The 23,512-nt window shown below is 45.2% G+C and carries 15 protein-coding genes and 6 tRNA genes; 8 read left to right on the top strand and 13 right to left on the bottom strand.

Going from position 1 to position 23,512, the window contains the following annotated elements; genetic code table 11:
* Positions 1 to 176: 176 nt before the first annotated feature.
* A complete protein-coding gene (locus tag ABMY42_RS15215; protein ID WP_349266509.1) occupies positions 177 to 2,822 on the top strand; it encodes a hypothetical protein in 2,646 nt (881 codons plus the stop codon).
* Between the two features lie 59 nt (positions 2,823 to 2,881).
* On the opposite strand, the gene ABMY42_RS15210 is transcribed toward ABMY42_RS15215, so the two are convergent.
* The 5 genes from ABMY42_RS15210 to ABMY42_RS15190 form a co-directional block, all read right to left on the bottom strand.
* Complete coding sequence (locus ABMY42_RS15210; protein WP_349266508.1) at positions 2,882 to 3,853, bottom strand: SPOR domain-containing protein; 972 nt, start codon at positions 3,851 to 3,853, stop codon at positions 2,882 to 2,884.
* Positions 3,854 to 4,014: 161 nt separating this feature from the next.
* Entirely contained in the window at positions 4,015 to 4,971 is a 957-nt protein-coding gene (locus ABMY42_RS15205; RefSeq protein WP_005446340.1) for an ABC transporter permease, read from the bottom strand.
* 2 nt (positions 4,972 to 4,973) lie between these two features.
* Positions 4,974 to 5,951: an ABC transporter permease gene (locus ABMY42_RS15200; RefSeq protein ID WP_050902793.1), complete on the bottom strand. Its 978-nt coding sequence runs from the start codon at positions 5,949 to 5,951 to the stop codon at positions 4,974 to 4,976.
* 144 nt (positions 5,952 to 6,095) lie between these two features.
* A complete protein-coding gene (locus ABMY42_RS15195) occupies positions 6,096 to 7,649 on the bottom strand; it encodes an ABC transporter substrate-binding protein (RefSeq protein ID WP_005446344.1) in 1,554 nt (517 codons plus the stop codon).
* 105 nt (positions 7,650 to 7,754) lie between these two features.
* On the bottom strand, positions 7,755 to 9,470 hold the full coding sequence (locus ABMY42_RS15190) for an ABC transporter ATP-binding protein (RefSeq protein WP_005446346.1): 1,716 nt from the start codon (positions 9,468 to 9,470) through the stop codon (positions 7,755 to 7,757).
* 686 nt (positions 9,471 to 10,156) lie between these two features.
* Between ABMY42_RS15190 and ABMY42_RS15185 the strand changes: the two genes are divergently transcribed.
* A complete protein-coding gene (locus tag ABMY42_RS15185) occupies positions 10,157 to 10,882 on the top strand; it encodes an HAD family hydrolase (RefSeq protein WP_053050447.1) in 726 nt (241 codons plus the stop codon).
* A 337-nt stretch (positions 10,883 to 11,219) separates the two neighbouring features.
* Here ABMY42_RS15185 and ABMY42_RS15180 read toward each other — a convergent pair.
* The 5 genes from ABMY42_RS15180 to ABMY42_RS15160 all read right to left on the bottom strand — a co-directional run bounded on the left by ABMY42_RS15180 (position 11,220) and on the right by ABMY42_RS15160 (position 11,824).
* A tRNA-Pro gene (locus tag ABMY42_RS15180) sits at positions 11,220 to 11,296 on the bottom strand.
* A gap of 64 nt (positions 11,297 to 11,360) precedes the next feature.
* Positions 11,361 to 11,436 (bottom strand) — tRNA-His (locus tag ABMY42_RS15175).
* Between the two features lie 47 nt (positions 11,437 to 11,483).
* A tRNA-Pro gene (locus ABMY42_RS15170) sits at positions 11,484 to 11,560 on the bottom strand.
* A 76-nt stretch (positions 11,561 to 11,636) separates the two neighbouring features.
* Positions 11,637 to 11,712, bottom strand: a tRNA-His gene (locus tag ABMY42_RS15165).
* A gap of 35 nt (positions 11,713 to 11,747) precedes the next feature.
* Positions 11,748 to 11,824 (bottom strand) — tRNA-Arg (locus ABMY42_RS15160).
* A gap of 360 nt (positions 11,825 to 12,184) precedes the next feature.
* Between ABMY42_RS15160 and ABMY42_RS15155 the strand changes: the two genes are divergently transcribed.
* On the top strand, positions 12,185 to 12,598 hold the full coding sequence (locus tag ABMY42_RS15155) for a cytochrome c5 family protein (protein WP_005446350.1): 414 nt from the start codon (positions 12,185 to 12,187) through the stop codon (positions 12,596 to 12,598).
* Between the two features lie 72 nt (positions 12,599 to 12,670).
* On the opposite strand, the gene rep is transcribed toward ABMY42_RS15155, so the two are convergent.
* Positions 12,671 to 14,686, bottom strand: coding sequence for a DNA helicase Rep (rep, locus tag ABMY42_RS15150; protein WP_009703181.1), 2,016 nt, complete (start codon positions 14,684 to 14,686; stop codon positions 12,671 to 12,673).
* Positions 14,687 to 14,856: 170 nt separating this feature from the next.
* Between rep and ABMY42_RS15145 the strand changes: the two genes are divergently transcribed.
* The 4 genes from ABMY42_RS15145 to ABMY42_RS15130 all read left to right on the top strand — a co-directional run bounded on the left by ABMY42_RS15145 (position 14,857) and on the right by ABMY42_RS15130 (position 20,080).
* On the top strand, positions 14,857 to 15,438 hold the full coding sequence (locus ABMY42_RS15145) for a TetR/AcrR family transcriptional regulator (RefSeq protein ID WP_005446352.1): 582 nt from the start codon (positions 14,857 to 14,859) through the stop codon (positions 15,436 to 15,438).
* Positions 15,439 to 15,456: 18 nt separating this feature from the next.
* A complete protein-coding gene (gene vmeC, locus ABMY42_RS15140) occupies positions 15,457 to 16,563 on the top strand; it encodes a multidrug efflux RND transporter periplasmic adaptor subunit VmeC (RefSeq protein WP_005446353.1) in 1,107 nt (368 codons plus the stop codon).
* Positions 16,564 to 16,574: 11 nt separating this feature from the next.
* Positions 16,575 to 19,697: a multidrug efflux RND transporter permease subunit VmeD gene (gene vmeD / locus ABMY42_RS15135; protein ID WP_005446354.1), complete on the top strand. Its 3,123-nt coding sequence runs from the start codon at positions 16,575 to 16,577 to the stop codon at positions 19,695 to 19,697.
* A 131-nt stretch (positions 19,698 to 19,828) separates the two neighbouring features.
* A complete protein-coding gene (locus ABMY42_RS15130) occupies positions 19,829 to 20,080 on the top strand; it encodes an accessory factor UbiK family protein (protein ID WP_005427244.1) in 252 nt (83 codons plus the stop codon).
* 385 nt (positions 20,081 to 20,465) lie between these two features.
* Here ABMY42_RS15130 and ilvC read toward each other — a convergent pair whose 3' ends face one another.
* The gene (gene ilvC / locus ABMY42_RS15125; protein ID WP_017817145.1) at positions 20,466 to 21,950 is read right to left on the bottom strand and encodes a ketol-acid reductoisomerase; all 1,485 of its coding nucleotides are present in this window, start codon (positions 21,948 to 21,950) and stop codon (positions 20,466 to 20,468) included.
* A gap of 142 nt (positions 21,951 to 22,092) precedes the next feature.
* On the opposite strand from ilvC, the gene ilvY reads away from it, so the two are divergent.
* On the top strand, positions 22,093 to 22,983 hold the full coding sequence (ilvY, locus tag ABMY42_RS15120; RefSeq protein WP_005446357.1) for an HTH-type transcriptional activator IlvY: 891 nt from the start codon (positions 22,093 to 22,095) through the stop codon (positions 22,981 to 22,983).
* Between the two features lie 408 nt (positions 22,984 to 23,391).
* Here the strand turns inward: ilvY and ABMY42_RS15115 are convergent.
* Positions 23,392 to 23,468 (bottom strand) — tRNA-Asp (locus ABMY42_RS15115).
* Between the last annotated feature and the right edge of the window lie 44 nt (positions 23,469 to 23,512).

Raw genomic sequence — 23,512 nt, 5'->3', positions numbered from 1 at the left:
TCCAAGAAAAAATATTCCAAAAATTTTTACGGTTTTTCTTTGGTTTTCCGTGTCTTGAAGCCGCTTCCAAATCCGATTAAAAATGCGCAGCTTTTCTAATCTCACTAGTGAGATTAGAAAATAAAACAATAAAAAGCGACTTTCTCATTCGGAAACGAAACAAGGACAAATAAACAATGAATAAGGTGAGTTTACTAGCAGCGTCAGTGGCTATCGCGCTAACCGGTTGTGGTGGTTCAGATAGTGGTTCAAGCAACAACAACTCTGGTGTAGTGATTACAGGCTTTGATGGCTACTTCAAAGAAGCTGTCGTTTTTGAAGATGTAGACAACAATGGAAAGCTAGATAGCAACGACCCAATTATTGGTCTAACCAATGATGAGGGTAAGGTGACGCTAACAGACAAACAATACTCTGCTGAAAAGAGCCTTGCGATTCAAACCATTATTCCGGGTGGTACTGTTCAAGCTGAACTGATTGCTCGCGATCCACAACTTTTTGCTGGCACATACACGGTTGATATGGACAACCCAACCCAAGCTATGGCTCATGAGGTTGTATTCCGTACACTTCCGGGTGAGAAAGTTATCTCTCCGCTGACTGACCTTGTTGCAATCCAAGCTGGTGCTAACCCAACACCAGAAAAAATCCAAGCAGCGAAAAACAAAGTAAATGAGACATTAGGTATCGAGGGTGATACTGCATTTACTGATGTAATCGCCGCTAACAATACCGCTTTACATAAAACGGCTCAGATTCTAACCGAGTCTAAAGCACAAGCAAAAGACAGCTACTCTGCAGAAACCGCTATTGCAATTGCCGATAAAGCAACTGACGTCGTTAATGATAAAAACAACGCAGACAAACTAGATGATCCAAACTTCAAACCAGTTATTGAAGTCAACAATGGCGTAGTTAGCGAACCCGTTATCAACAGCAAGTTATTTGCAAATGAGAGCGTTGTAAAAGCTATCAATACAGAACTGAAGCCTCTTGATAGCCACTCAATCAATTTAGAACTGCCTCTTGCTGCTGGCGATCTTGCCCTTTTTGAAGATGACGATAACAAAAACATCGACATCACAGTAAGCGTCATCACACTTGATGGTTCTGTGGTCAAAAATCTAACAACTACGGCTATCAATGGTGGCAAGTTAACGATTTCAGGTGAGCTAACTCCAGTTCGTCCTGCTTACCAAATCAAGCTAACGGCAACTGACTACAACTCACAAGAACAAGATAAGTCCTTTGGTGCTGTAACAACCGCTTTCGACCTACAAGTAAACGTTGAAAATCCAGCGCCAACAATCAACACAGAAGCCGCTGATACAATCGAAGAGTGGATTGACAGTATTGAGCTATACCAAGGTATTGAAGTTCAGAATGAACAATTCCGTATTGACAACTTGTTCTCTGACGACGAAAAGCTTGCATTTAAAGCATACACATCTGTTGATGGCTTAGTACTTGAACTTGTAGAAACACAAGGTCAGACTGAGCTGAAAATCACAGGTAAGCCATCTCGCATTTACCCTGAAGGTCAAACAATCACGATCTCTGCATTTGACGGTATCAATACGACTTACAAAGTCTTCGAGCTAGATGACATTGAAAAACAACCTGAAGCATCGATTGAAATTGATCGCGGTGATCTTGCAGAACTTCAACAAGAAATCACAGTACAGCTAACAACACTAAAAGTTGGTGAAGCTGTTGATGCAGATTTCAATATCACTGAAGTCTTTGAAGCTCAGCACACGTCAGGTGCAATCGAATACTACGCTGGTACAGAAGAAGATGAGTACGCAACAACCGTTCCGGGTCTAAAAGTCAATGTTGATAACAACGGCACACTGACTGTTTCTGGCACACCAACTAGTGCAACGCAAAACGGTTCATTCGTGATTGCGGCAGGTGTAAACCCAGATGCTGACGATGCCGTAATTTCTGAATACGTAACGATCACACTGCCAAACGTTCAACCAGCAGATGACGTAACACCTCCTCCTGCAGGACATCCGTTAGAAGGTAAGTTCCTACATTTCGTAGAAATTGGTCACAATGGTACCAACTTCGCTAAAGGATGGTGTGACTCAATCTACCTAGATGTGAACACGAAAACGATGTACTGGAACGATCGAGATAGCGACAATCTATCAACTTGTGACACAGACATGTCAGAGTTTACAGAAGGTGTCCCATACACAATCGTTGATGGCAAAATTATCTCCCAAGAAGATGGTATGAAAATGACATTGGATGTCATCAAACAACACTCTTTTGATGACGACGAGCATTTCCTCGTGTCATTCACAGATGAAGAAGGCGATGAAAAATCAACCGAGCTGTATTCTTACCACACAAATGCTCAATATGTCGAAGAAGCGCTTAACAACGACGTTAGCGAATCTCAAGAAGATGCTAATTGGGTAGACCGTGAAACATTCATTGCGATGCCATCTGAAGAAGGCGCAAATGATATTGTGGTAACTGAACTGAAAGTTTCTGGCATCGTTCAACAATTTGATTACCAAGGCAGTCCATACACTTCAGCTTCAATCTATGGTCGTAATGCAAAAACTTGTGAAATCCTAAAAGATATCTATCTCGACTACGGTCGTATCCAAGTTCACGGTGACAGCTACAGTGCTGACAACTACTTCAGCAGCCAACCACAATATAGAGATGCTGAAGGCTCTTGTTACATCGATTTCATGCCTTTAGATCATTCAGCAGCAATTCCTACGGGGCTTTACACTATCGAAGCCACTCCAGAGCGTACTGATGAAGCAGAACGCATTATCTTTAGTTTTGAAAAGTGATAACTAGAAGCTCATAAACACGAAGCCCCGCTCTTGCGGGGCTTTTTTTAATCCATTTTTTACTTCACGCAAATCACGTTAAGCAACGAGGTGCCCGTTAGCTGATTTGGCTCTCGGTCAGCAAACAAGCCTTTTTTATCTTTACCCCAGTAAGGTAACTGCAAAGGCCACTTGTTCTTCTCCATCACGCCAGAATCGCGCAATGTTTTAAACTCTGACGCAGTTGCTAAGTGCATTCCTAGCTGTTGGCAAACTTTCATTGAGCTTGAGTAGCTAAGACGATTCCATGGTTTTCCATGTTCCATGTAGAACTGGTTGTTGTTCTCGATTAAATACGGCACCACAAATGTCTTGCCCTTCAGTACCGTTTTCAAACGCACTTCAACGTTGTCATTCTTGATAGTTGGTTGAGCTGGCTTGGTCATTTTAGCAGGCTTAGCGGCAACTGGTTCTAGCGACTTTGGCTTTGGCGCATCTTTTGTCTTAAATGCGTCCGTATTAGCACGAGTAGCAGCTGGTACGACAGGTGTTACAGGTTTTGCCACCGGCTTGGTCATTGGCTTAGCCTGTTTCGCAGGGACTGTACCGCCTTTACCAACCACACGAATAAATGCTTCGTTATAGGTCGACAAGGTTTTGACTCGTTGCAAGTCCTGCGATGCTTTAGCAAATTCCGTATAAGGACCAATGAGGCAACGATAGCCTTTTTGTTCTGGCTTCATCCAAACATCGGTGGTGATTTTGCCGTAAATCGGCTTTGCTTTGGCTAAAGACATCGGTTTTGGCAATAGACCACACTGGATCCAGAAGAAGTCATTGCCTCCTTGCGGCACTTTCTTTCCCCATAGCCCTTTACCGATCGGACAAGATTGCTCAAGCACAGGCAATTCTTTATTGCTGGCCTGAGAGGCTTGGCAAAGAAATTCACTCGCCAAAACCGGAGTCGAAAATTGAGCGCACGCCACCAGCAGCCCAAGGCTCAAGCCAGATTGGACGATACGGGAAGAATGTAGTGCCTTTTTCATTTCCATAGCTTCACTCTAAACAGTAGGTGATGAAATTATCGCGACAGAGCGTCAATAAAACATGCATAAAAAGTGATAAGCAAAAAAAGAGCCGGAATTGCATCCGGCTCTCAGTTTAGAAAGAAATTTATTAAATAGGCAAATAATACGTCGATTTTATCGCGTCATTAACCCTTGTAGATTTTCGGGTTGAACACGTCACGTAACCAGTCACCCAGTAGGTTAATCACCAGTACCAATGTCACTAGCACGATACCTGGGAAAGCGGTAATCCACCACGCACCAGAGAAAATGTAGTTAAAACCAATACTGATTAGTGCACCCAATGATGGCTGGTCTACTGGCAAACCTAGACCAAGGAATGACAATGCCGCTTCTGACATGATTGCGTTTGCTACCTGTACCGTCGAGATAACCAAGATTGGTGATAGGCAGTTCGGAAGAATATGACGGAACATGATTCGCGGGGCTTTAAAGCCCATCACTCGTGCCGCTTCTACGTATTCTTTCTTCTTCTCAGCCAGTACTGAAGCACGAATGGTACGTGCATATTGCGGCCACTCCGCCACACCAATGATCACGACAAGCATGACTACCGCGTATTGGCTGTAAAAATCACTGCCAAAGCTGGCTTTAAAGATAGCTGACACGATGATCGCAACCATCATGGTCGAGAACGACAGCTGAACGTCAGCAAAACGCATCAAGAAACTATCAATACGACCACCAAAGTAACCTGCTGACAAACCAATGATGATACCCAGCATAAGCTGAAGACCAACCGCGAGGAAGCCGATCGTCAAAGATAAACGAGAGCCGTAAAGAATGGTCGACAAAATATCACGACCTTGCTCATCCGTGCCCAATACGAAACGCTCATCGCCATCTTCCATCCAAGATGGAGGTAGCTCTGAGTCCATGATGTCGATAGACGTCAAATCGTATGGGTCAGTTGGAGCTAGAATCGGTGCTGCTACAGCCAAGACTAAAAACATCATGAAGACGGTAAAACTTGCCATCGCAACTTTGTCGCGCTTGAAGTAATACAAGAAGTCCGACTCTTTGAAACGCTGCCAGGCTGACGGTGCGGCAGCAGGAGCTGGTGTTACATTTGATTGGCTCATGATTAAGCTCCCTTTCCAGTTAGGTTCACAGTTGGGTTGATGATGCCGTACAGCAGGTCAACGATGGTATTAGTTACCACGAAGATCAGACCAACAAAGATAACGTAGGCAGTGATCAACGGTGTATCTACACGGTTTATTGCCTCTAGGAAAAGAAAGCCAGTGCCCGGCCATTGGAACACGGTTTCTGTCAGAATGGTGTATGCCACCATGGTACCAATTTGCACACCACCGACCGTCAATACAGGTAGCATGGTGTTTTTAAGTGCATGTTGGTAATAAATCTTTTGTAAGTTCAAGCCTTTCGCTTTAGCGAACTTAATGTACTCAGAGCTCAGTACTTCCAGCATTTCTGAACGCACCAAACGGATGAACAACGGCAGCATGATAGATGCAAGTGCAATACACGGCAGGATCAGGTGCTTAATACCATCGATGGTAAAGAAGCCAGACTCCCATCCGAGTAGATTGGACGTTTCGCCCCGTCCAAAGGAAGGTAGCCAACCGAGTTCTATGGAGAAGACGTACATCAACATGATTGCGGTTAAGAACACCGGAATCGAGATGCCGACACTACTCATCGCCATAACGAATTTTGTAAAAATACTCTTCGGATGGATCGCGGAATACACCCCAAGCGGTATAGAGAAAACAATGATAATGAGCGTCGCACCAAACACGAGCTCTAATGTAGCCACCAGCTTATCGAGGATGACCTCAACTGCAGGTCGCTTGAAGAAGTAAGACGTACCTAAATCACCTTGCAGCGCATTGCTCACAAAGCGAGTGTACTTTGTGATAAAGGGATCGTTCAGGCCCAGTTCGTCACGCAGCGCTTGACGCTCCGCTTCTGAAACCGACTGACCTACAAGCTCACGTAGCGGGTCACCCAGGTTATCCTGAATGGCAAACGCCACCAAACTGATCACAAACATCACTATCAGTGCCTGAAACAGGCGCTTGACCAGAAACGAAAACATTCCTTGCCCCTTAACTATCCATAGATCTCTATTCAGAGAGAAAATTCAGTCTAAAAACAACTCAGTCCGACTGAAACAAAACTGAGCCGAGTACGTAGAGTTGAGGAGGGACATCCATCCCTCCTCAACATCGACTAACCGTGATTATTCAACCACTAGGTCACCGAAGTAAGGCATTACCATTGGGTTAACGATGTCTGCAGCTTTCACGTTAGACTTCGCGCCCCAGGCTTCACTTTGCCAGTGTAGCGGTACGAATGCAGCGTCGTTGTACAACGTTGCTTCAACGCCTTTCAGCATTTCTGCACGTTTAGCTGGATCCGTTTCTACGTTTGCCGCTTCAACCACTTTGTCCATTTCTGGATTAGAGTAATGACCACAGTTGTACTGACCACGACCTGTCTCTTCGTTACGTGTCATGGTTAGGAACTCGTTGAAGTTTGCTGAATCTTCTGTATCTGAGTGCCAACCGATCATCAACATGTCTGCCGCACACTTGTCGAACTCAGGCCAGTATTGCGCTTTAGGCATAGTCTTCAGGTCAACCTTGATGCCGATCTTAGACAGCATTGCCGCCGCCGCTTGTGCCACTTTCGCATCGTTCACATAGCGGTTGTTTGGTGCAATCATCGTTAGCGTAAAGCCATTCTCGTAACCCGCTTCTTTCATCAGCTGTTTTGCTTTCTTAAGATCGTAACGAGGAACCAGTTTGTCATCATGACCAACGTAGCCTGCTGGGCTTTGCTGACCTGCAGCTGTTGCGAAGCCTTTCATGATTTTTTTCACGATGCCTTCGTTATTGATTGCGTGAACAATCGCTTGGCGAACGCGAACGTCTTTCAGTGCTTCGTTGTTGCTTTGGTTCATTTGGAACGTGATGATACGCGTACCAGGTAGTGTTACTAGATCGATACCTTTTGCGTCTTTCACACGTTTGTGATCGTTTGGCGCTACTGGGTGGATCATATCAACGCCGCCAGAAAGCAGTGCTGCAACACGAGTCGCGTCTTCTTTGATCGGAAGTAACGTCAGTTTGTCTACGTTACCTTTCGACTCTTTATCCCAGTAATCTTTGAAACGTTCGAATTCTACTTTTACGCCCTGCTCACGAGCCGTCACGATAAACGGACCAGTACCAGAAACATGTGTTGATGCAAATGAGTTACCATGCTTCACTAGCTCAGACTTGTCTTTACCATCTTCGGTTTTACCCGTGTAGAACTTGCTGTCCATTGGGAAGATGTACGTTGCTGTTTGTAGCACTAGCGGGTAAGGCCCTTTAGTCACTAGATCAACCGTGTAATCATCCACTTTCACGATTTTTTCGTACGGGTCAAAGATAGCTTTGAAGTCTGGAGAGCTTTGTAGACGTTCGAAAGTCCACACAACGTCATCCGCTGTCATGTCGTTGCCTGAGTGGAACTTAACGCCTTGGCGAAGTTTGAAACGAACCGTCGTATCATTGATACGCTCCCAGCTTTCCGCTAGGCGAGGTTCAAAGTCCATGTCTTGTGTGAAACGAACTAGAGGGTCAAATACCATGTGTGACATTTGCAGCGTACCACCTGATAGCTGCTCGTGCGGGTCTAGAGATACTGGGTCAGCTGCATAGCCAACTTTGATATCTGCTGCCAATGCGTTAAAGCTTAGACCTGCTGCCATTAGCGCCACTGCTAACTTGCTTTTCATGGTTTTCATTTGCATAACTCCTTCATGCGGGAATTCGAATCCCTTGTTGTGTTTGCGTCTTTGTTATGACTAAGGTTTGTTGACCTTGATGGTCAGCCAAGCGAAAAACTTGGTTTATGCCGTTTTGATTTCTTCTCTCAAACCTGTGAATTCAGGCATCAGAGAAATCAGTTTCTTACTGTATTCATGCTGAGGAGCAGTAAACAATTGCTCTGTCGGAGCCACTTCCAGTAGCGTACCCATCTGCATCACACCTACTCGGTCACACATCTGACGAATAACCGGTAAGTCGTGACTAATAAACAGCATGGTGAGATTCAGTTCACTTTGCAGATCTTTCAGCAAGTTTAGAATTTGTGCCTGTACCGATACATCCAACGCAGATGTTGGTTCATCACAAATCAGTAATCGAGGGCGGGTCGCCAGCGCACGCGCAATTGAGATACGCTGACGCTGACCACCGGAGAATTCATGAGGGTATTTCACACCTGCCATTTTGCCTAAACCTACGTGATCAAGTAGGTCATTCACAATCTGGCGCGTTTCCGCTTCATTTTTCGTTAGCTTATGGAAACGAATTGGCTCCGCGATGATGTCAAAAATCTTCATTCGCGGGTTCATTGAGGTATATGGGTTTTGGAAAACCATCTGCATCTGACGACGCAATGGGCGGCGTGCTTTTTCCGATTTAAGCGCCGTCAGGTCAATGCCTTCAAAGCTTACTTGACCTGAGTTTGGTTCATACAAACCAGCAATCACACGTGCGATGGTCGATTTACCTGAACCAGATTCACCCACCAAACCAAACGTCTCACCTTCATGCACTTCAAAGCTAACATTGTTTGATGCTTGCACGTATTCACGGCGGCTTTCAAACAATGAATCTTTGGTTACAAAACGCAGGTTAACGTTCTTCACATCCAATAAAGGACCTGTGTACTCACGTTGGTCTTGGCTTTGACCCAACCAGTGATTCTTAATGTCTAGCTCTTGTAACTCTGTCGCTTCTTCGATGTAGCTCACCAATGGGAAACGATCGAGCTTTACATCAGAACGCGGAACGGCAGAAATCAAGCTGCGCGTATATGGGTGATCAGGGTCGCCCAATACCTTAGCTGTAGGACCAAACTCCACCAAATCGCCACGGTACATAACCGCCACACGGTCAGTCACGTTTGAAACCACGCCCATGTCGTGCGTAACCAACATACAACCTACGTTGTTCTTGATACACAGTTCACGGATAAGGTTTAGGATTTGGTCTTGAATAGATACATCGAGCGCTGTCGTTGGCTCATCGGCAATGATCAGGTCTGGCTCACCAGCCAAAGCGATAGCAATAACCACACGCTGACGCATACCGCCAGAAAATTGATGCGGATACTGCTTAAGACGGTTTTCAGGTTGAGGAATGCCAACCTGCTGCATTAGAGAAAGCGCACGTTGATACGCCTCTTCATCCGACACCTTCATGTTGGCGTGAATGGTCTCTTTCAATTGCTGCTCAACCGTAAATAGAGGGTTAAGTGAGGTCATTGGATCTTGGAAGATAAAGCCAATCTTAGAGCCGCGAACCTTACGCATCGCTTCCGGTGTTAAACCAGAAATTTTCTCCCCATCAAGGTACACGTCGCCACTAGCAACACGTCCCGGAGGACTAAGCAAATCAATAACGGCGTTACCAACGGTGGATTTACCCGCACCTGATTCGCCAACAACACCCACAATTTCGCCACGATCGATATGAAAAGAAAGCGATTTCACGGCCGCATGGACACCGTGACGGGATGGATATTCAATACGAAGGTTTTTCACCTCTAATAGTGACATTTCAGACCTCTACTGCCTTGTCTGTGGTATCGAATCGCGCAATAAAAGCGCCATTCATCACCTGAATGAATCCGTTCAAATTCAGAATAATACTCTGAAATCTTAATGCGGAGACAATTTGGCAAAAATTACACAAAAAAGCAACAATTAAAGTATATTCCGCCGAAAAAACATTATTTACACGCACAATGAGCGAATAGAAATGCATTAACAAGTATTTAACCATTTTCATAACACCCCATTTTTGTGCGATACGCACCAATAAAAACAGAAAAATGCTCTAAAATTACGCATAAAGTCACTATTGATAGTATCCCTATTATTCACGCGTCATTATTAACATTAACCAAACAATATTCCGTTCTTATTGGGATATTTCGACATAAAATGTTACTAACAAAATAGTCTGCATACATAAAAAGCCAAAATTCACTCTAGTAAACAGAGGCGAAAACGTGAGCAGTTCAGCAAAACAAATGAAATCTGTCACCTACCCCAAGTTATGCGTCTGTTATGCGATTTTGTGATTAAGCTAATTTTCTATGGATTTAAAACACTCTCCGAACTGGGAGCTTTGGTGGGGGAAAAGAGAAGTTCAGCCATCAGTTTTACGCTTTCCACTGTCATTTTGAGTGAGATCAGCGATAATCAAGCTCCAACATCGAGTAGTGAATGAAGGAGCCCCTGTGCTTAAAGCGATATTTTTTGATATGGACGAAACGTTATGCGGCACATCTCAAGCCGATAAAGTGGCAGGAGAAGAATTTGCTGCTTGGATTGCTCAAACTTACCCGCAAGTCGCCGATTCAACTGCTTTTGTTCAGCGCTACTTGCAAGGCGTATACAAAAAGCTCAATAACGAATTTCCTCAACTTATTGCTCTACTGCCAGATGAAAATGCCTTCCGCTGCGGTTTAATTCAGACCATCTTGGCAGAGCAAAGTATAGAGATTGATACAGAAAAGGCTCAACAGGCGCAGAGCTATTTTGACTCGGCTCGCATGGGGGCTTTTGACTTCTTCCCAGGCGTAAAAGAGATGCTGACCGAGCTACGTCAACACTACAAATTAGTGGTGATCACTAACGGTCCAATCTTCTCACAGCACCCAAAACTCAAAGCAACACAAATGAGCGAATGGGTTGATCACATTATCGTCGGTGGGGAAGAGCCAGAAGAGAAGCCAGCAGCCAGCATTTTCCGCAAAGCACTCAACCTTGTGGATGCAAAGCCAGAAGAGGTGATTCATATTGGCGACTCTCTACCAGCAGACATTGCGGGTGCCAACAATATGGGTATTCTGAGCGTGTGGGTAAACGCAACAGGTACGGAAAATACAACCGATATCAAACCCAACTATCAAGTGCGAGAGACGGTTGAACTGAATGAAATCCTAAAAACGCTTGCTCAGTAAAGCGCTTAATTCAAGAAACACAAAACCCCAGCCAACGTGCTGGGGTTTCTTTTATCAGCTCGAATCGCATTTAGATCATAGGTGACCAAAACCTTCCAGAGCTGTACATGTTTACTGATATTGAAATGGAATGCAGATTTTTTAGGGTGAGAAATACAAAAAAGCCCCAATCTTTCGACTGAGGCTTTAAATAGCGGTCGATGAAGAGCCATATTCTAACTTCAGGCGAACCCCATATGGGTTCAAATCCATTGAAATATTGCCGACTCATCTAGTCCAAGTGAGATCATAAGCTCTAAAACGACGAAAGCCTGCTAAAAAGCAGGCTTTCTAATAGTGGTCGGTGAAGAGGGATTCGAACCCCCGACCCTCTGGTCCCAAACCAGATGCGCTACCAAGCTGCGCTATTCACCGAACTGTATTTGCTGATTCTCTCAAATCAGACAGGATACTTCAACTAAGAAGTCACCTAAATTAATGGGGTGGCTAACGAGATTCGAACTCGCGACCACCGGAATCACAATCCAGGGCTCTACCAACTGAGCTATAGCCACCATCAATTTTGCTGTTTACCGCTCTATTATAGCCATAAACTAAATAGTGGTCGGTGAAGAGGGATTCGAACCCCCGACCCTCTGGTCCCAAACCAGATGCGCTACCAAGCTGCGCTATTCACCGACGAATTTTGTTTCGACTCTTGGGATATTTGAATCAAAACTGGAAACTTCACTAATTTAATGAGTTACCGAAATAATGGGGTGGCTAACGAGATTCGAACTCGCGACCACCGGAATCACAATCCAGGGCTCTACCAACTGAGCTATAGCCACCACTATTGTTCGTGCCTTTAATTTGTATTCCGGAATGGCACGCCCGAAAGGATTCGAACCTTCGACCTTTGGCTCCGGAGGCCAACGCTCTATCCAACTGAGCTACGGGCGCATGCCCCATCGGCGGAGAGGAATAATACGGATATCACACTATGCCGTCTAGTACTTTTTTTACTTTTTTTCTCGTTTGGTCTCTTTTTCGACAGTTATCTGCCTTTAAAGTGAATTTTTGATGTGATTCACGCCCTGTCATGGATAACTTGTTGTTTATTGCAACAAGTTATCGGGATATAATCACCCATTATTTACATTGATTTAACAGCTGCAACTTGGTTGTTCAATCACTCTAGACTGTTAGATAAGGTTTTTTGCTCACTATAGAAGCAATCACCTAAAACTTTATCCAACAGCTCTAAATACTCTAACTATATAAATAGGTAAGTCACTTACCTCGGAATGTGAAGTGGGTTTAATGGATATGTCTCGACGAATGATTAGCGTTTTGTTCGCTGCCTTAACTTTCTCTACGGCAGCTTTAGCTTCTGACATCAGCCAAACTGAATACGATGCGATCGCAGAACGCATCAAACCTGTCGGTGATGTTTACCTTGCAGGTGCGGAACCAGTAAAAGCAGAACCAACTGGTCCACGTGATGGCGCGGCAGTTTACGGTACCTTCTGTATTGCTTGTCACTCATCTGGCGTGAACGGTGCACCAAAAACTGGTGATGCTGGCGATTGGGCACCTCGTATTGCACAAGGCAAAGACGTACTGACCAACCACGCAATCCAAGGCTTCAACGCGATGCCAGCTAAAGGTACGTGTATGGACTGTTCTGATGACGAAATCATCGCAGCCATCGACCACATGATTGAAGGTCTATAATAAAGACATCAATGAAAAAGGCTTGCCGCGTGGCAAGCCTTTTTATTTTTGACAAATTAGAACCGTCCTTGACTACTTTTTAAACATTGCACGGATATTGGCAATATGTGCCTGACCTTTCGCCATACGCTCTTCCGCTGATACTGGCTTTTTGTTTGCTTCCCATTCAACGTCATCAAATGGCAGCTCATCGAGAAAACGACTTTGAGTCGGCTTGATCAATTCACCAAACTGTCGGCGCTCTTTACACATGGTAAAAGTCAGCTCGCGCTGTGCACGCGTAATACCTACGTACATCAATCGACGCTCTTCTTCGACGTTGTCTTCATCAATACTGGTTTGGTGTGGCAAAATACCCTCTTCCGAACCAATCAAGTAAACAAATGGGAACTCGAGGCCTTTCGACGCATGTAGTGTCATCAATTGCACCGCATCACTGTCTTCATCTTCCTCACCACGTTCCATCATGTCGCGCAGAGTAAGACGCTGAACCACCTCTTTTAACGTCTTTTCTTCTTGGTCGTAGTTATCACCTTCTAAGTCAGCAACAATCCACGAGTAAAGATCAGAAACGTTCTTCATGCGCATTTCCGCCGCTTTCGGGCTTGCTGACGTTTCATACAGCCAGTCTTCATAATGAATATCACGTACAAGTGAACGTACCGCTTCAACGGTATCACCACGCTCGGCTTGATCGGCAATCGCAACTAACCACTGTGTAAAACGACGCAGGTTTTCCAAACCTCGGCCTGTAAGGTGCTGCTCCAATCCCATTTCAAAGCTGACTTCAAACAGACTTTTACCACGCATGTTGGCATAGCTGCCTAACTTCTCTAGTGTGACCGGACCGATTTCACGACGCGGTGTATTCACGATACGTAGGAACGCGTTGTCATCATCTGGGTTCACCAACACGCGCAGGTAAGCCATGATGTCTTTAATCTCGGCACGAGCAAAGAACGATGTGCCGCCAGATAGTTTGTATGGCACGCGGTTTTGCATCAGTGATTTTTCAATCAAACGCGATTGGTGGTTACCACGATACAAAATCGCATAATCTTTATATTCGGTGCGGTTTAGGAACTTGTGCGCAATCAATTCACCCGTTACGCGCTCCGCTTCGTGCTCTTCGTTCTTCGCCAGCAACACTTTGAGTTTTTCACCGTCAGGAATTTCCGAGAACAGTGATTTTTCATATACGTGTGGGTTGTTCGCAATCAAGATGTTAGCTGCGCGCAGAATGCGACTCGTCGAACGGTAATTCTGCTCCAACTTGATCAAACGCAGGTTAGGATAGTCTTCACCAAGCAATACTAAGTTTTGCGGCTTAGCACCACGCCATGAATAAATAGACTGGTCATCGTCACCTACTACGGTCAAACGACCGCGCTCACCAACGATTAACTTCACCAAATCATATTGACTGGTGTTGGTGTCTTGATACTCATCCACCAATAAGTAACGAATGCGGTTCTGCCAACGTTGACGCACTTCTTCATTGTTACGTAGCAATTGCACTGGCAGAGAAATCAGGTCATCAAAGTCGAGCGCGTTGTACGCCTTCATTTGCTTCTGATACATCTCAAAACAGAAAGCAAACAGTTGTTGTTGCTCACCTTGAGCCAACGCTTTGGCTTGCTCTGGTGTCAGCATGTCGTTCTTCCAGTTGGAAATACAACTTAGCAACTGACGCAGCAGATCTTTGTCGCCATCTAGCTGCTTTTCTGTCAGCTCTTTAAGCAGCGCTAGCTGATCTTGATCATCAAATAAAGAAAAGCCCGCTTTCAAACCAAGGTGCTTGTACTCGCGCTTGATGATGTTTAGCCCCAAAGTATGGAACGTCGAGACCATCAAGCCTTTCGATTCAGCTTTGCCTAATGTCTGCCCTACACGCTCTTTCATCTCACGTGCAGCTTTGTTGGTAAAGGTCACCGCAGCAATATTACGCGCCTTGTAGCCACACTGCTGAACCAAATAAGCAATTTTATTGGTAATTACACGAGTTTTACCCGAGCCAGCACCCGCAAGTACCAAGCATGGGCCTGATACGTACTTAACGGCTTCGTCTTGTCTTGGGTTCAGCTTCATAAAAATTCTCTGCGGGTGGAAATAGTGGCGCCTATGATAAAGGGGTGAGTGTGTGAAAGCTACGGTCATTTTCACGTAATTTTTACACAGAGAGTTGCAACATTTTGTTGCATAAGCGACCACTCTTTACGCTATAATGAATGAACGTTCATTCATTGGGTGGTGGGGTTATGACCAATAACACTACTGGAGATAAATACGAGCAAATCATTGCAGCTGCCGAACGCTTAATCGCTGAGTCGGGCTTTCATGGTCTTTCCATGCAAAAGCTCGCAACTGAAGCAGGTGTCGCAGCGGGCACGATTTACCGATATTTCTCAGATAAAGAACATCTTTTGGAAGAGGTTCGCCTTACTGTTACCAAACGTATTGCGGACGCCGTTCAAGCGGATGTTCATGACGATATGCCTCTGAAAGAGCGTTACCGCACCATGTGGCTCAATATTTGGCACCTTGCTGGTTCAAATTTAGACACCTTAAGCAACCGTGTCCAATATGAATCACTACCTTGTACAAATCGTAAAGGAACTCGGGAACTTGAAAGGCAAATGTTTGCCCAAGTAGATCGTCTTTTCGATCAAGGTAAGGCGGAAGGGGTATTCAAACTCCTAGATAACGAGATTCTTTCAGGGTTGAGTTTCGAAGCTAGTGTTGCGCTTGCTAGAAAACATGCTTTGGGATTTTATCAGTTGGATGAAGACGCGCTGGAAGCAGCCGTTGAAGCTAGCTGGGATGCAATTATTAAACACTAACTTGGAGTTCTTAATAGAATGAAAAAGTGGACTTTCTTTATGTTGCTTATCGCGATTCTCCTATTCGGGAGCGTGATAGGTTTCAATTTATTCAAGCAACAGAAAATTGCTGAATACATGGCGAATCGTCCGGAACCAGAATTCCCAGTAACCGTAACAGAAGTAAAAGCGGTTGATTGGGTTCCTGTTATCGAGGCAATCGGCTTCATTGAACCTAACCAAGGTGTCACTGTTGCGAACGAAACCAGCGGCGTGATCGATAAGATCTCTTTCGACTCTGGTACTCAAGTTGAAGAAGGCCAACCTTTGGTTCTTCTGGACTCTGAGGTAGAAAAAGCAAATCTTAAGAGCTCACAAGCAAAACTGCCAGCAGCTCAAGCTAAGTACAAACGCTACCAAGGTCTTTTCAAAAAAGGCTCTATCTCTAAAGAAGCGTACGACGAAGCTGAAGCAAACTACTTCTCACTTAAAGCGGACATCGAAAGCTTGAAAGCGACCATTGACCGCCGTGAAATCAAAGCGCCTTTTGCTGGCGTGGTTGGTATTCGTAATGTTTATCTTGGTCAGTACCTACAAGCAGGTACCGATATCGTTCGTCTTGAAGACACCAGCGTGATGCGTCTACGTTTCACTGTTCCTCAAACGGACATCTCTCGCATCATGCTAGACCAAGAAGTGGACATCTTTGTTGATGCTTACCCTGATAAGCCTTTCAAAGGTTCTATCTCAGCGATTGAACCAGCAGTTAACGTTCAAAGTGGTCTGATCCAAGTTCAAGCCGACATTCCTAACAGCGATGGCAAACTTCGCAGCGGTATGTTCGCGCGTGCAAACATCATTCTGCCTAAGCTAGAGAACCAAGTAACGCTGCCACAAACGGCTATCACGTTTACGCTTTACGGCGACAACGTCTACATCGTGACTGAAGAAGACGGTGAAAAACGCGTTAAACAGCACGTTGTGAAAGTGGGTGAGCGTACTAAAGACATCGCGCATATCCTAGAAGGCGTGAAACCAGGTGACGTCGTGGTCACATCGGGTCAAATCCGTCTAAGTAACCACGCGAAAGTGACTATCGTTGAAGATGCAGCACTGACACCACCTGCTGAAACACCAATGCTTTAATTGGAGGCATCATGCGCTTTACTGATGTTTTTATTAAACGTCCAGTTTTAGCGGTATCGATCAGCTTTTTGATTGCGTTGCTTGGTTTGCAAGCCGTATTCAAGATGCAAGTTCGTGAATACCCTGAAATGACAAACACGGTGGTTACTGTAACCACTAGTTATTACGGTGCGAGTGCCGACCTGATCCAAGGCTTTATTACCCAGCCTTTGGAGCAAGCGGTAGCGCAAGCCGATAATATCGACTATATGACTTCATCCTCGGTGCTTGGTACGTCTACCATTACCGTAAACATGAAGTTGAACACCGACCCGAATGCGGCGCTGTCTGACATTCTGGCAAAAACCAACTCCGTTCGCTCACAGCTTCCAAAAGAAGCGGAAGACCCAACAGTAACGATGTCGACTGGCTCGACTACCGCGGTACTGTACATCGGCTTCACCAGTGACGAGTTGTCTTCTAGCCAGATCACCGACTATCTTGAGCGTGTAATCAACCCGCAGCTATTTACGGTAAATGGTGTATCGAAAGTTGACCTATACGGTGGTATGAAATACGCGCTACGCGTATGGCTAGATCCAGCGAAAATGGGCGCACTTAAGCTGACAGCAACCGACGTGATGACGGTACTAAACGCCAACAACTATCAGTCGGCAACCGGTCAGGCGACAGGTGAATTCGTACTTTACAACGGTAGCGCAGATACTCAAGTATCCAACGTTGCTGAACTCGAAGCGCTGGTTGTTAAAACTGGTGAAGGTGACGTCATTCGTCTTGGCGACATTGCGAAAGTGACCTTAGAGAAGAGCCACGACGTTTACCGCGCAAGTGCGAACGGTCAAGAGGCTGTAGTTGCAGCGATCAACGCGGCACCAAGTGCTAACCCAATCAACATCGCGGCAGATGTGCTGAAACTTTTACCTCAATTAGAGCGTAACTTGCCAAGCAACATCAAAATGAACGTGATGTACGACTCAACTATCGCCATCAACGAATCTATTCACGAAGTTGTGAAAACCATTCTTGAAGCGGCAGTTATCGTACTTGTGGTAATCACTCTGTTCCTTGGTTCATTCCGTGCGGTAATCATCCCTATCGTTACTATCCCACTATCATTGATTGGTGTTGCGATGGTAATGCAGGCGATGGGCTTCTCGTGGAACTTGATGACACTTCTGGCAATGGTACTCGCCATCGGTCTGGTGGTGGATGACGCGATCGTGGTTCTTGAGAACGTCGACCGTCACATCAAAGAAGGGGAATCGCCGTTCCGTGCAGCTATCATTGGTACTCGTGAAATCGCTGTGCCAGTAATTGCAATGACACTGACACTAGGTGCGGTATACGCGCCGATCGCACTAATGGGCGGTATCACGGGCTCGCTATTTAAAGAGTTCGCATTAACCCTAGCTGGGGCGGTATTTGTGTCTGGTATCATCGCTCTGACTCTGTCGCCGATGATGTGTTCAAAAATGCTTAAGGCAAATGAAGAGCCAAGCAAGTTTGAGCAAAAAGTACATCACGTATTGGATGGCATGACCAACCGCTACGAGAAAATGCTGACCGCTGTTATGGCGCATCGCCCAGTGATCATTGCTTTCGCGATCATCGTGTTCGCAACGCTACCAATTCTGTTTAAGTTTATTCCAAGTGAATTGGCTCCTTCAGAAGATAAAGGCGTAGTGGTACTAATGGGTACAGCACCTTCGAACGCGAACTTGGACTACATCGAACACACCATGAATGACGTGAACAAGATTCTGTCTGATCAGCCAGAAGTAGAATACGCTCAGGTGTTTAACGGTGTACCAAACTCAAACCAAGCGTTCGGTCTAGCAACTCTTAAACCTTGGAGTGAGCGTGAAGCGAGCCAAGCTGATATTACCAAACGTGTAGGTGAACTAGTCGCTCACGTACCAGGTATGTCAGTTACCGCATTCCAGATGCCAGAGCTTCCTGGTGCCGGTTCAGGTCTGCCAATTCAGTTCGTTATCACCACACCAAACAGCTTCGAGAGCTTGTTTACTATCGCAAGCGATATCCTAGCTGATGTGTCTACCAGTCCAATGTTCGTCTACTCGGATCTGGATCTAAATTACGATTCAGCAACGATGAAGATCAGCATCGACAAAGACAAAGCCGGTGCCTACGGTGTGACCATGCAAGACATCGGTGTAACGCTAAGTACTATGATGGCGGACGGTTACGTAAACCGTATCGACCTAAATGGTCGTTCATACGAGGTTATCCCTCAGGTTGAACGTAAATGGCGTCTAAACCCAGAGTCGATGAAGAACTACTACGTGCGTTCGGTTGACGGTAAAGCGGTACCATTAGGAAGCTTAATCACGATTGATGTTGTTGCAGAGCCTCGCTCACTGCCTCACTTCAACCAGCTAAACTCAGCAACGGTTGGTGCAGTACCTGCTCCAGGCGTAGCAATGGGTGATGCAATCAACTGGTTCGAAGACGTAGCACAAAACAAACTGCCATCAGGCTACAACCATGACTATATGGGTGAAGCTCGTCAGTTTGTAACGGAAGGTAGCGCACTATACGCAACTTTCGGTTTAGCACTGGCGATCATCTTCCTAGTACTGGCGATTCAGTTTGAATCTATCCGCGATCCAATCGTAATCATGGTATCGGTGCCGCTAGCGGTATGTGGTGCATTGATTGCTCTGGCGTGGGGGACGGCATCGATGAACATCTACTCGCAGGTTGGTTTGATTACTCTAGTTGGTCTGATCACCAAGCACGGTATCCTGATCTGTGAAGTAGCGAAAGAAGAGCAGTTACACAACAAACTGTCTCGTATCGATGCGGTAATGGAAGCGGCGAAAGTTCGTCTACGTCCAATCCTGATGACAACAGCGGCGATGATTGCAGGTCTGATCCCACTGATGTACGCAACAGGCGCAGGTGCAGCTCAGCGTTTCAGTATCGGTATCGTAATCGTTGCCGGTCTAGCAATCGGTACACTGTTTACGCTATTCGTACTGCCTGTGATTTACAGCTACCTAGCTGAGAAACATAAGCCACTGCCAGTATTTGTTGAAGACAAAGACTTAGAAAAGCTAGCTCGAGTGGATGAAGCAAAAGCTGCTCATCGCGAATTAGCTGATAATAAGTAAGCGTAAAGCACTAAGAAAAAGGTCACTTCGGTGACCTTTTTTATTGCTGCTCTCTTTTTTACCATCTAAATGGCGACTTTCCCGTATCATTTACATAGAATGTGGGCAAATCAAAAGGAGTTTTAGCCACTATGTTTGACCCAAAGAAATTAGAGCAAATCGCTAAACAAATTCACGAATCAATGCCACAGCCAGTAAAAGAACTAGGCGCGGATGTTGATCAAAAAGTTCGCCAAGTAATCCAAGGTCAGCTAAACAAGCTAGACGTAGTTAGCCGCGAAGAATTCGACGTACAAACTCAAGTTCTGCTGCGTACTCGTCAAAAGCTGACAGAAATGGAAAAGAAATTAGCAGAGCTTGAAGAAAAGCTCGCTGATAAATAAGCGAAAAGCGACAAGAAAATTATAAGGGTTGATGTGAGAACATCAGCCCTTTTTGTTTATTGGGATTCGAGATTCAGGATTCGCTTCTATTTTGCCTTCTTAAGGACAAAATTCACCTTTATAAAAACAAAAAAGGCTTGGTCAACGGCGACCAAGCCTTTTAATTAGATGTTGTGTTTTATGTTGTATTTATTGACCCCAGTCTGTCTGGAGTTCTTATCTGCTTTGCTTTAATGCAATTACGCAGATTGTATATTCGAAGCTAAGAGCTTTAGTCCCTTAAACGAATTGCGCTGAATTAAGGTTTCATTTCTAGGAGAAGGCGCGGAGTTTACGATAGTATATGAGCACCTTCGACACCGAAATGGAACCTTAAGGCAAGTAATTAGCCGCCTACAGCGATGTTCTTCATATCAGTCATATACCCACGTAGCTCTTCACCAATGTATTCCACTGGGTGGTTACGGATAGCATCATTTACAGCGATAAGAGTCGCGTTATCTACTTGGTTAGAAGTTTCACCTAGACCCTTACCAATTACGTCAGTATTTACTGCTGACATAAACTTCTCACGTAGAAGCGGTGTTGCTACGTTAGCGAACAGGTAATTACCGTATTCCGCAGTGTCTGAGATAACCACGTTCATCTCGTATAAACGCTTACGTGCGATAGTGTTCGCGATCAGCGGTAGCTCGTGTAGAGACTCGTAGTAAGCAGACTCATCGATAATGCCAGATGCTGTCATTGCTTCGAACGCTAGCTCAACACCAGCACGAACCATAGCAACCATCAGGATACCGTTGTCGAAGTACTCTTGCTCAGAGATTTCTACGTCAGTTTCTGGGTAGTTTTCGAAAGCAGTTTCACCCGTTTCTGCACGCCAGCCTAGTAAGTTTGCATCGTCGTTTGCCCAGTCAGCCATCATTGTGCTAGAGAAGTGACCTGTGATGATGTCATCCATGTGCTTGTTGTATAGCGGACGCATCAGCTCTTTTAGCTCTTCAGAAAGCTCAAATGCTTTTACTTTTGCTGGGTTTGATAGACGATCCATCATGTGAGTGATACCACCAAACTTCAGTGCTTCAGTGATGGTTTCCCAACCGTATTGAAGAAGCTTACCTGCGTAGCCTGGATCGATACCATCAGCAATCATCTTCTCGTAACATACGATAGAACCAGCCTGTAGCATGCCGCAAAGGATAGTTTGCTCACCCATTAGGTCAGATTTCACCTCAGCAACAAAAGAAGACTCTAGACAGCCGGCACGGTGACCACCTGTTGCTGCTGCCCAAGCTTTCGCGATATCCCAACCTTCACCTTTAGGGTCGTTCTCAGGGTGAACAGCGATAAGAGTCGGTACACCGAAGCCACGCTTGTATTCTTCACGAACTTCCGTACCCGGACATTTAGGCGCAACCATTACTACCGTTAGGTCTTTACGGATTTGCATGCCTTCTTCAACAACGTTGAAACCGTGTGAGTAGCCTAGTGCTGCGCCTTCTTTCATCAACGGCATTACCGTCTCAACAACGTTTGTGTGTTGCTTATCTGGAGTAAGGTTTACGACTAGGTCAGCTTGTGGAATTAGCGTTTCGTAGCTACCCACTTCAAAGCCGTTGTCTTTTGCGTTTTTGAATGACTGGCGTTGCTCATCAATTGCCGCTTGGCGAAGTGCGTAAGCTACGTCTAGACCAGAATCGCGCATGTTTAGACCTTGGTTAAGGCCTTGAGCACCACAACCTACGATGACCACTTTCTTACCTTTTAGGTAATCTGCTTCTGATGCGAATTCTTCGCGGTCCATAAAGCGACAACGACCAAGTTGGTCCAATTGCTCACGCAAGTTTAGGGTATTGAAATAGTTAGCCATCTGGGTGCTCCTTAACATTCTTCCATAGAGGTCGGTACTTGTGTTACCGAATGAGTTCATACTAAAACAGACATTCTGTTGCTGAAAGTGATATATTCACAATTACTTATTGCAATTAATGCAACATGGAAGTGAAGATTTAATGAACATCAAAAGCCTGCAGTTATTCATTCATCTATGTGATAGTAAGAGCTTCGCTAAGACAGCGGCGGCAATGCATATCAGCCCTTCTGCACTAAGCCGGCAGATCCAGAAATTGGAAGAAGAAACGCATCAACAGCTATTCTTGCGTGATAACCGAAGTGTCGAATTAACGGTTCAAGGAAAGAAGCTATTACCTGTTGCACTAAAGATCTTAGGGGAATGGCAGCAATACCAAAGTTACGTCAAAGGAACGGAAGACGAGTTAAAAGGGGAGATACGTTTATTTTGCTCGGTAACGGCAAGTTATAGCCATCTCCCAGAGCTTATTTCCGAATTCCGCATTCAGCATCCATTTATTGAATTCAAACTCTCTACCGGCGATCCAGCACAAGCCATCGATAAAATATTGGCGGATGAGGCTGATATCGCGATCTCTGCAAAACCCGATCAACTACCAGCTAAAGTCTCCTTTGAACCAATCAGTGAGATTCCCCTATCGGTGATAGCACCAGTTGGAGTCAGCAGCTTTGCAGAAGAACTACAGAAAGAAAATCCGGATTGGTCAACAATACCTTTTATTCTCCCAGAAGCAGGCACAGCGAGAGAAAGAGCGAATGTTTGGTTTAAGCAAATGAAGATCAAACCAAATATCTACGCACAGGTGGCAGGACATGAAGCCATCGTCAGTATGGTGGCCTTAGGCTGCGGAGTCGGTATTGCACCGGATGTAGTAATCAACAACAGCCCTGTCAGAGAGAAGATAAATAGGCTTAAGGTTCTGCCTATCAAACCATTCGAACTTGGTGTTTGCTGTATTAAAAGCCAGCTAGAAAACCCTTTAGTTAAAGCATTATGGGAAGTGGCAGAAAGTAAATATATCTCCCTGTAGGGATACCTCATTCAAATGGGAATGGAAGCCCGTTACTCACGTAATGGGCTTTTTGTTTACAGTCAATCTTGAACATAAAATCTAGAGCAGCACAAAAAGAGCTCAACGTCACTGTTCATATAACAAAGATAGTGCTAGAAAAACGATGAGAGTAAGTAAGCACTTACGTTTGGATAGTTTTAAGGCTTAGAAAATAGCCAATGATAGAAGAGAAGTAAGACCTTTATCCCACAGAGTTCGCTATGCTGCAGGCACTGGGCTATGAAGATATCAACCCAATCCAAAGGGTGTTTTTCTAAATAAGTGGCAAAACTACAGAGATGCCTAGCTGGATTTGCGCACTCGGCAGGAAAATTATTCTGCTCTAAAACGACAAAACCCAGTCCGAAGACTGGGTTTCTAAATAAGTGGCGGAGCGGACGGGACTCGAACCCGCGACCCCCGGCGTGACAGGCCGGTATTCTAACCAACTGAACTACCGCTCCGCACTGGTTAGACCTAAAGTCTAAGTTTTTGTCTTCACTTTTTC

The organism is Vibrio sp. SSH13-20 (assembly GCF_040104475.1).
In the GTDB taxonomy this organism is placed as follows: domain Bacteria; phylum Pseudomonadota; class Gammaproteobacteria; order Enterobacterales; family Vibrionaceae; genus Vibrio; species Vibrio harveyi.
The sequence above is the reverse complement of the archived record's forward strand: the minus strand, read 5'-3'. Positions and strand labels throughout refer to the sequence as shown.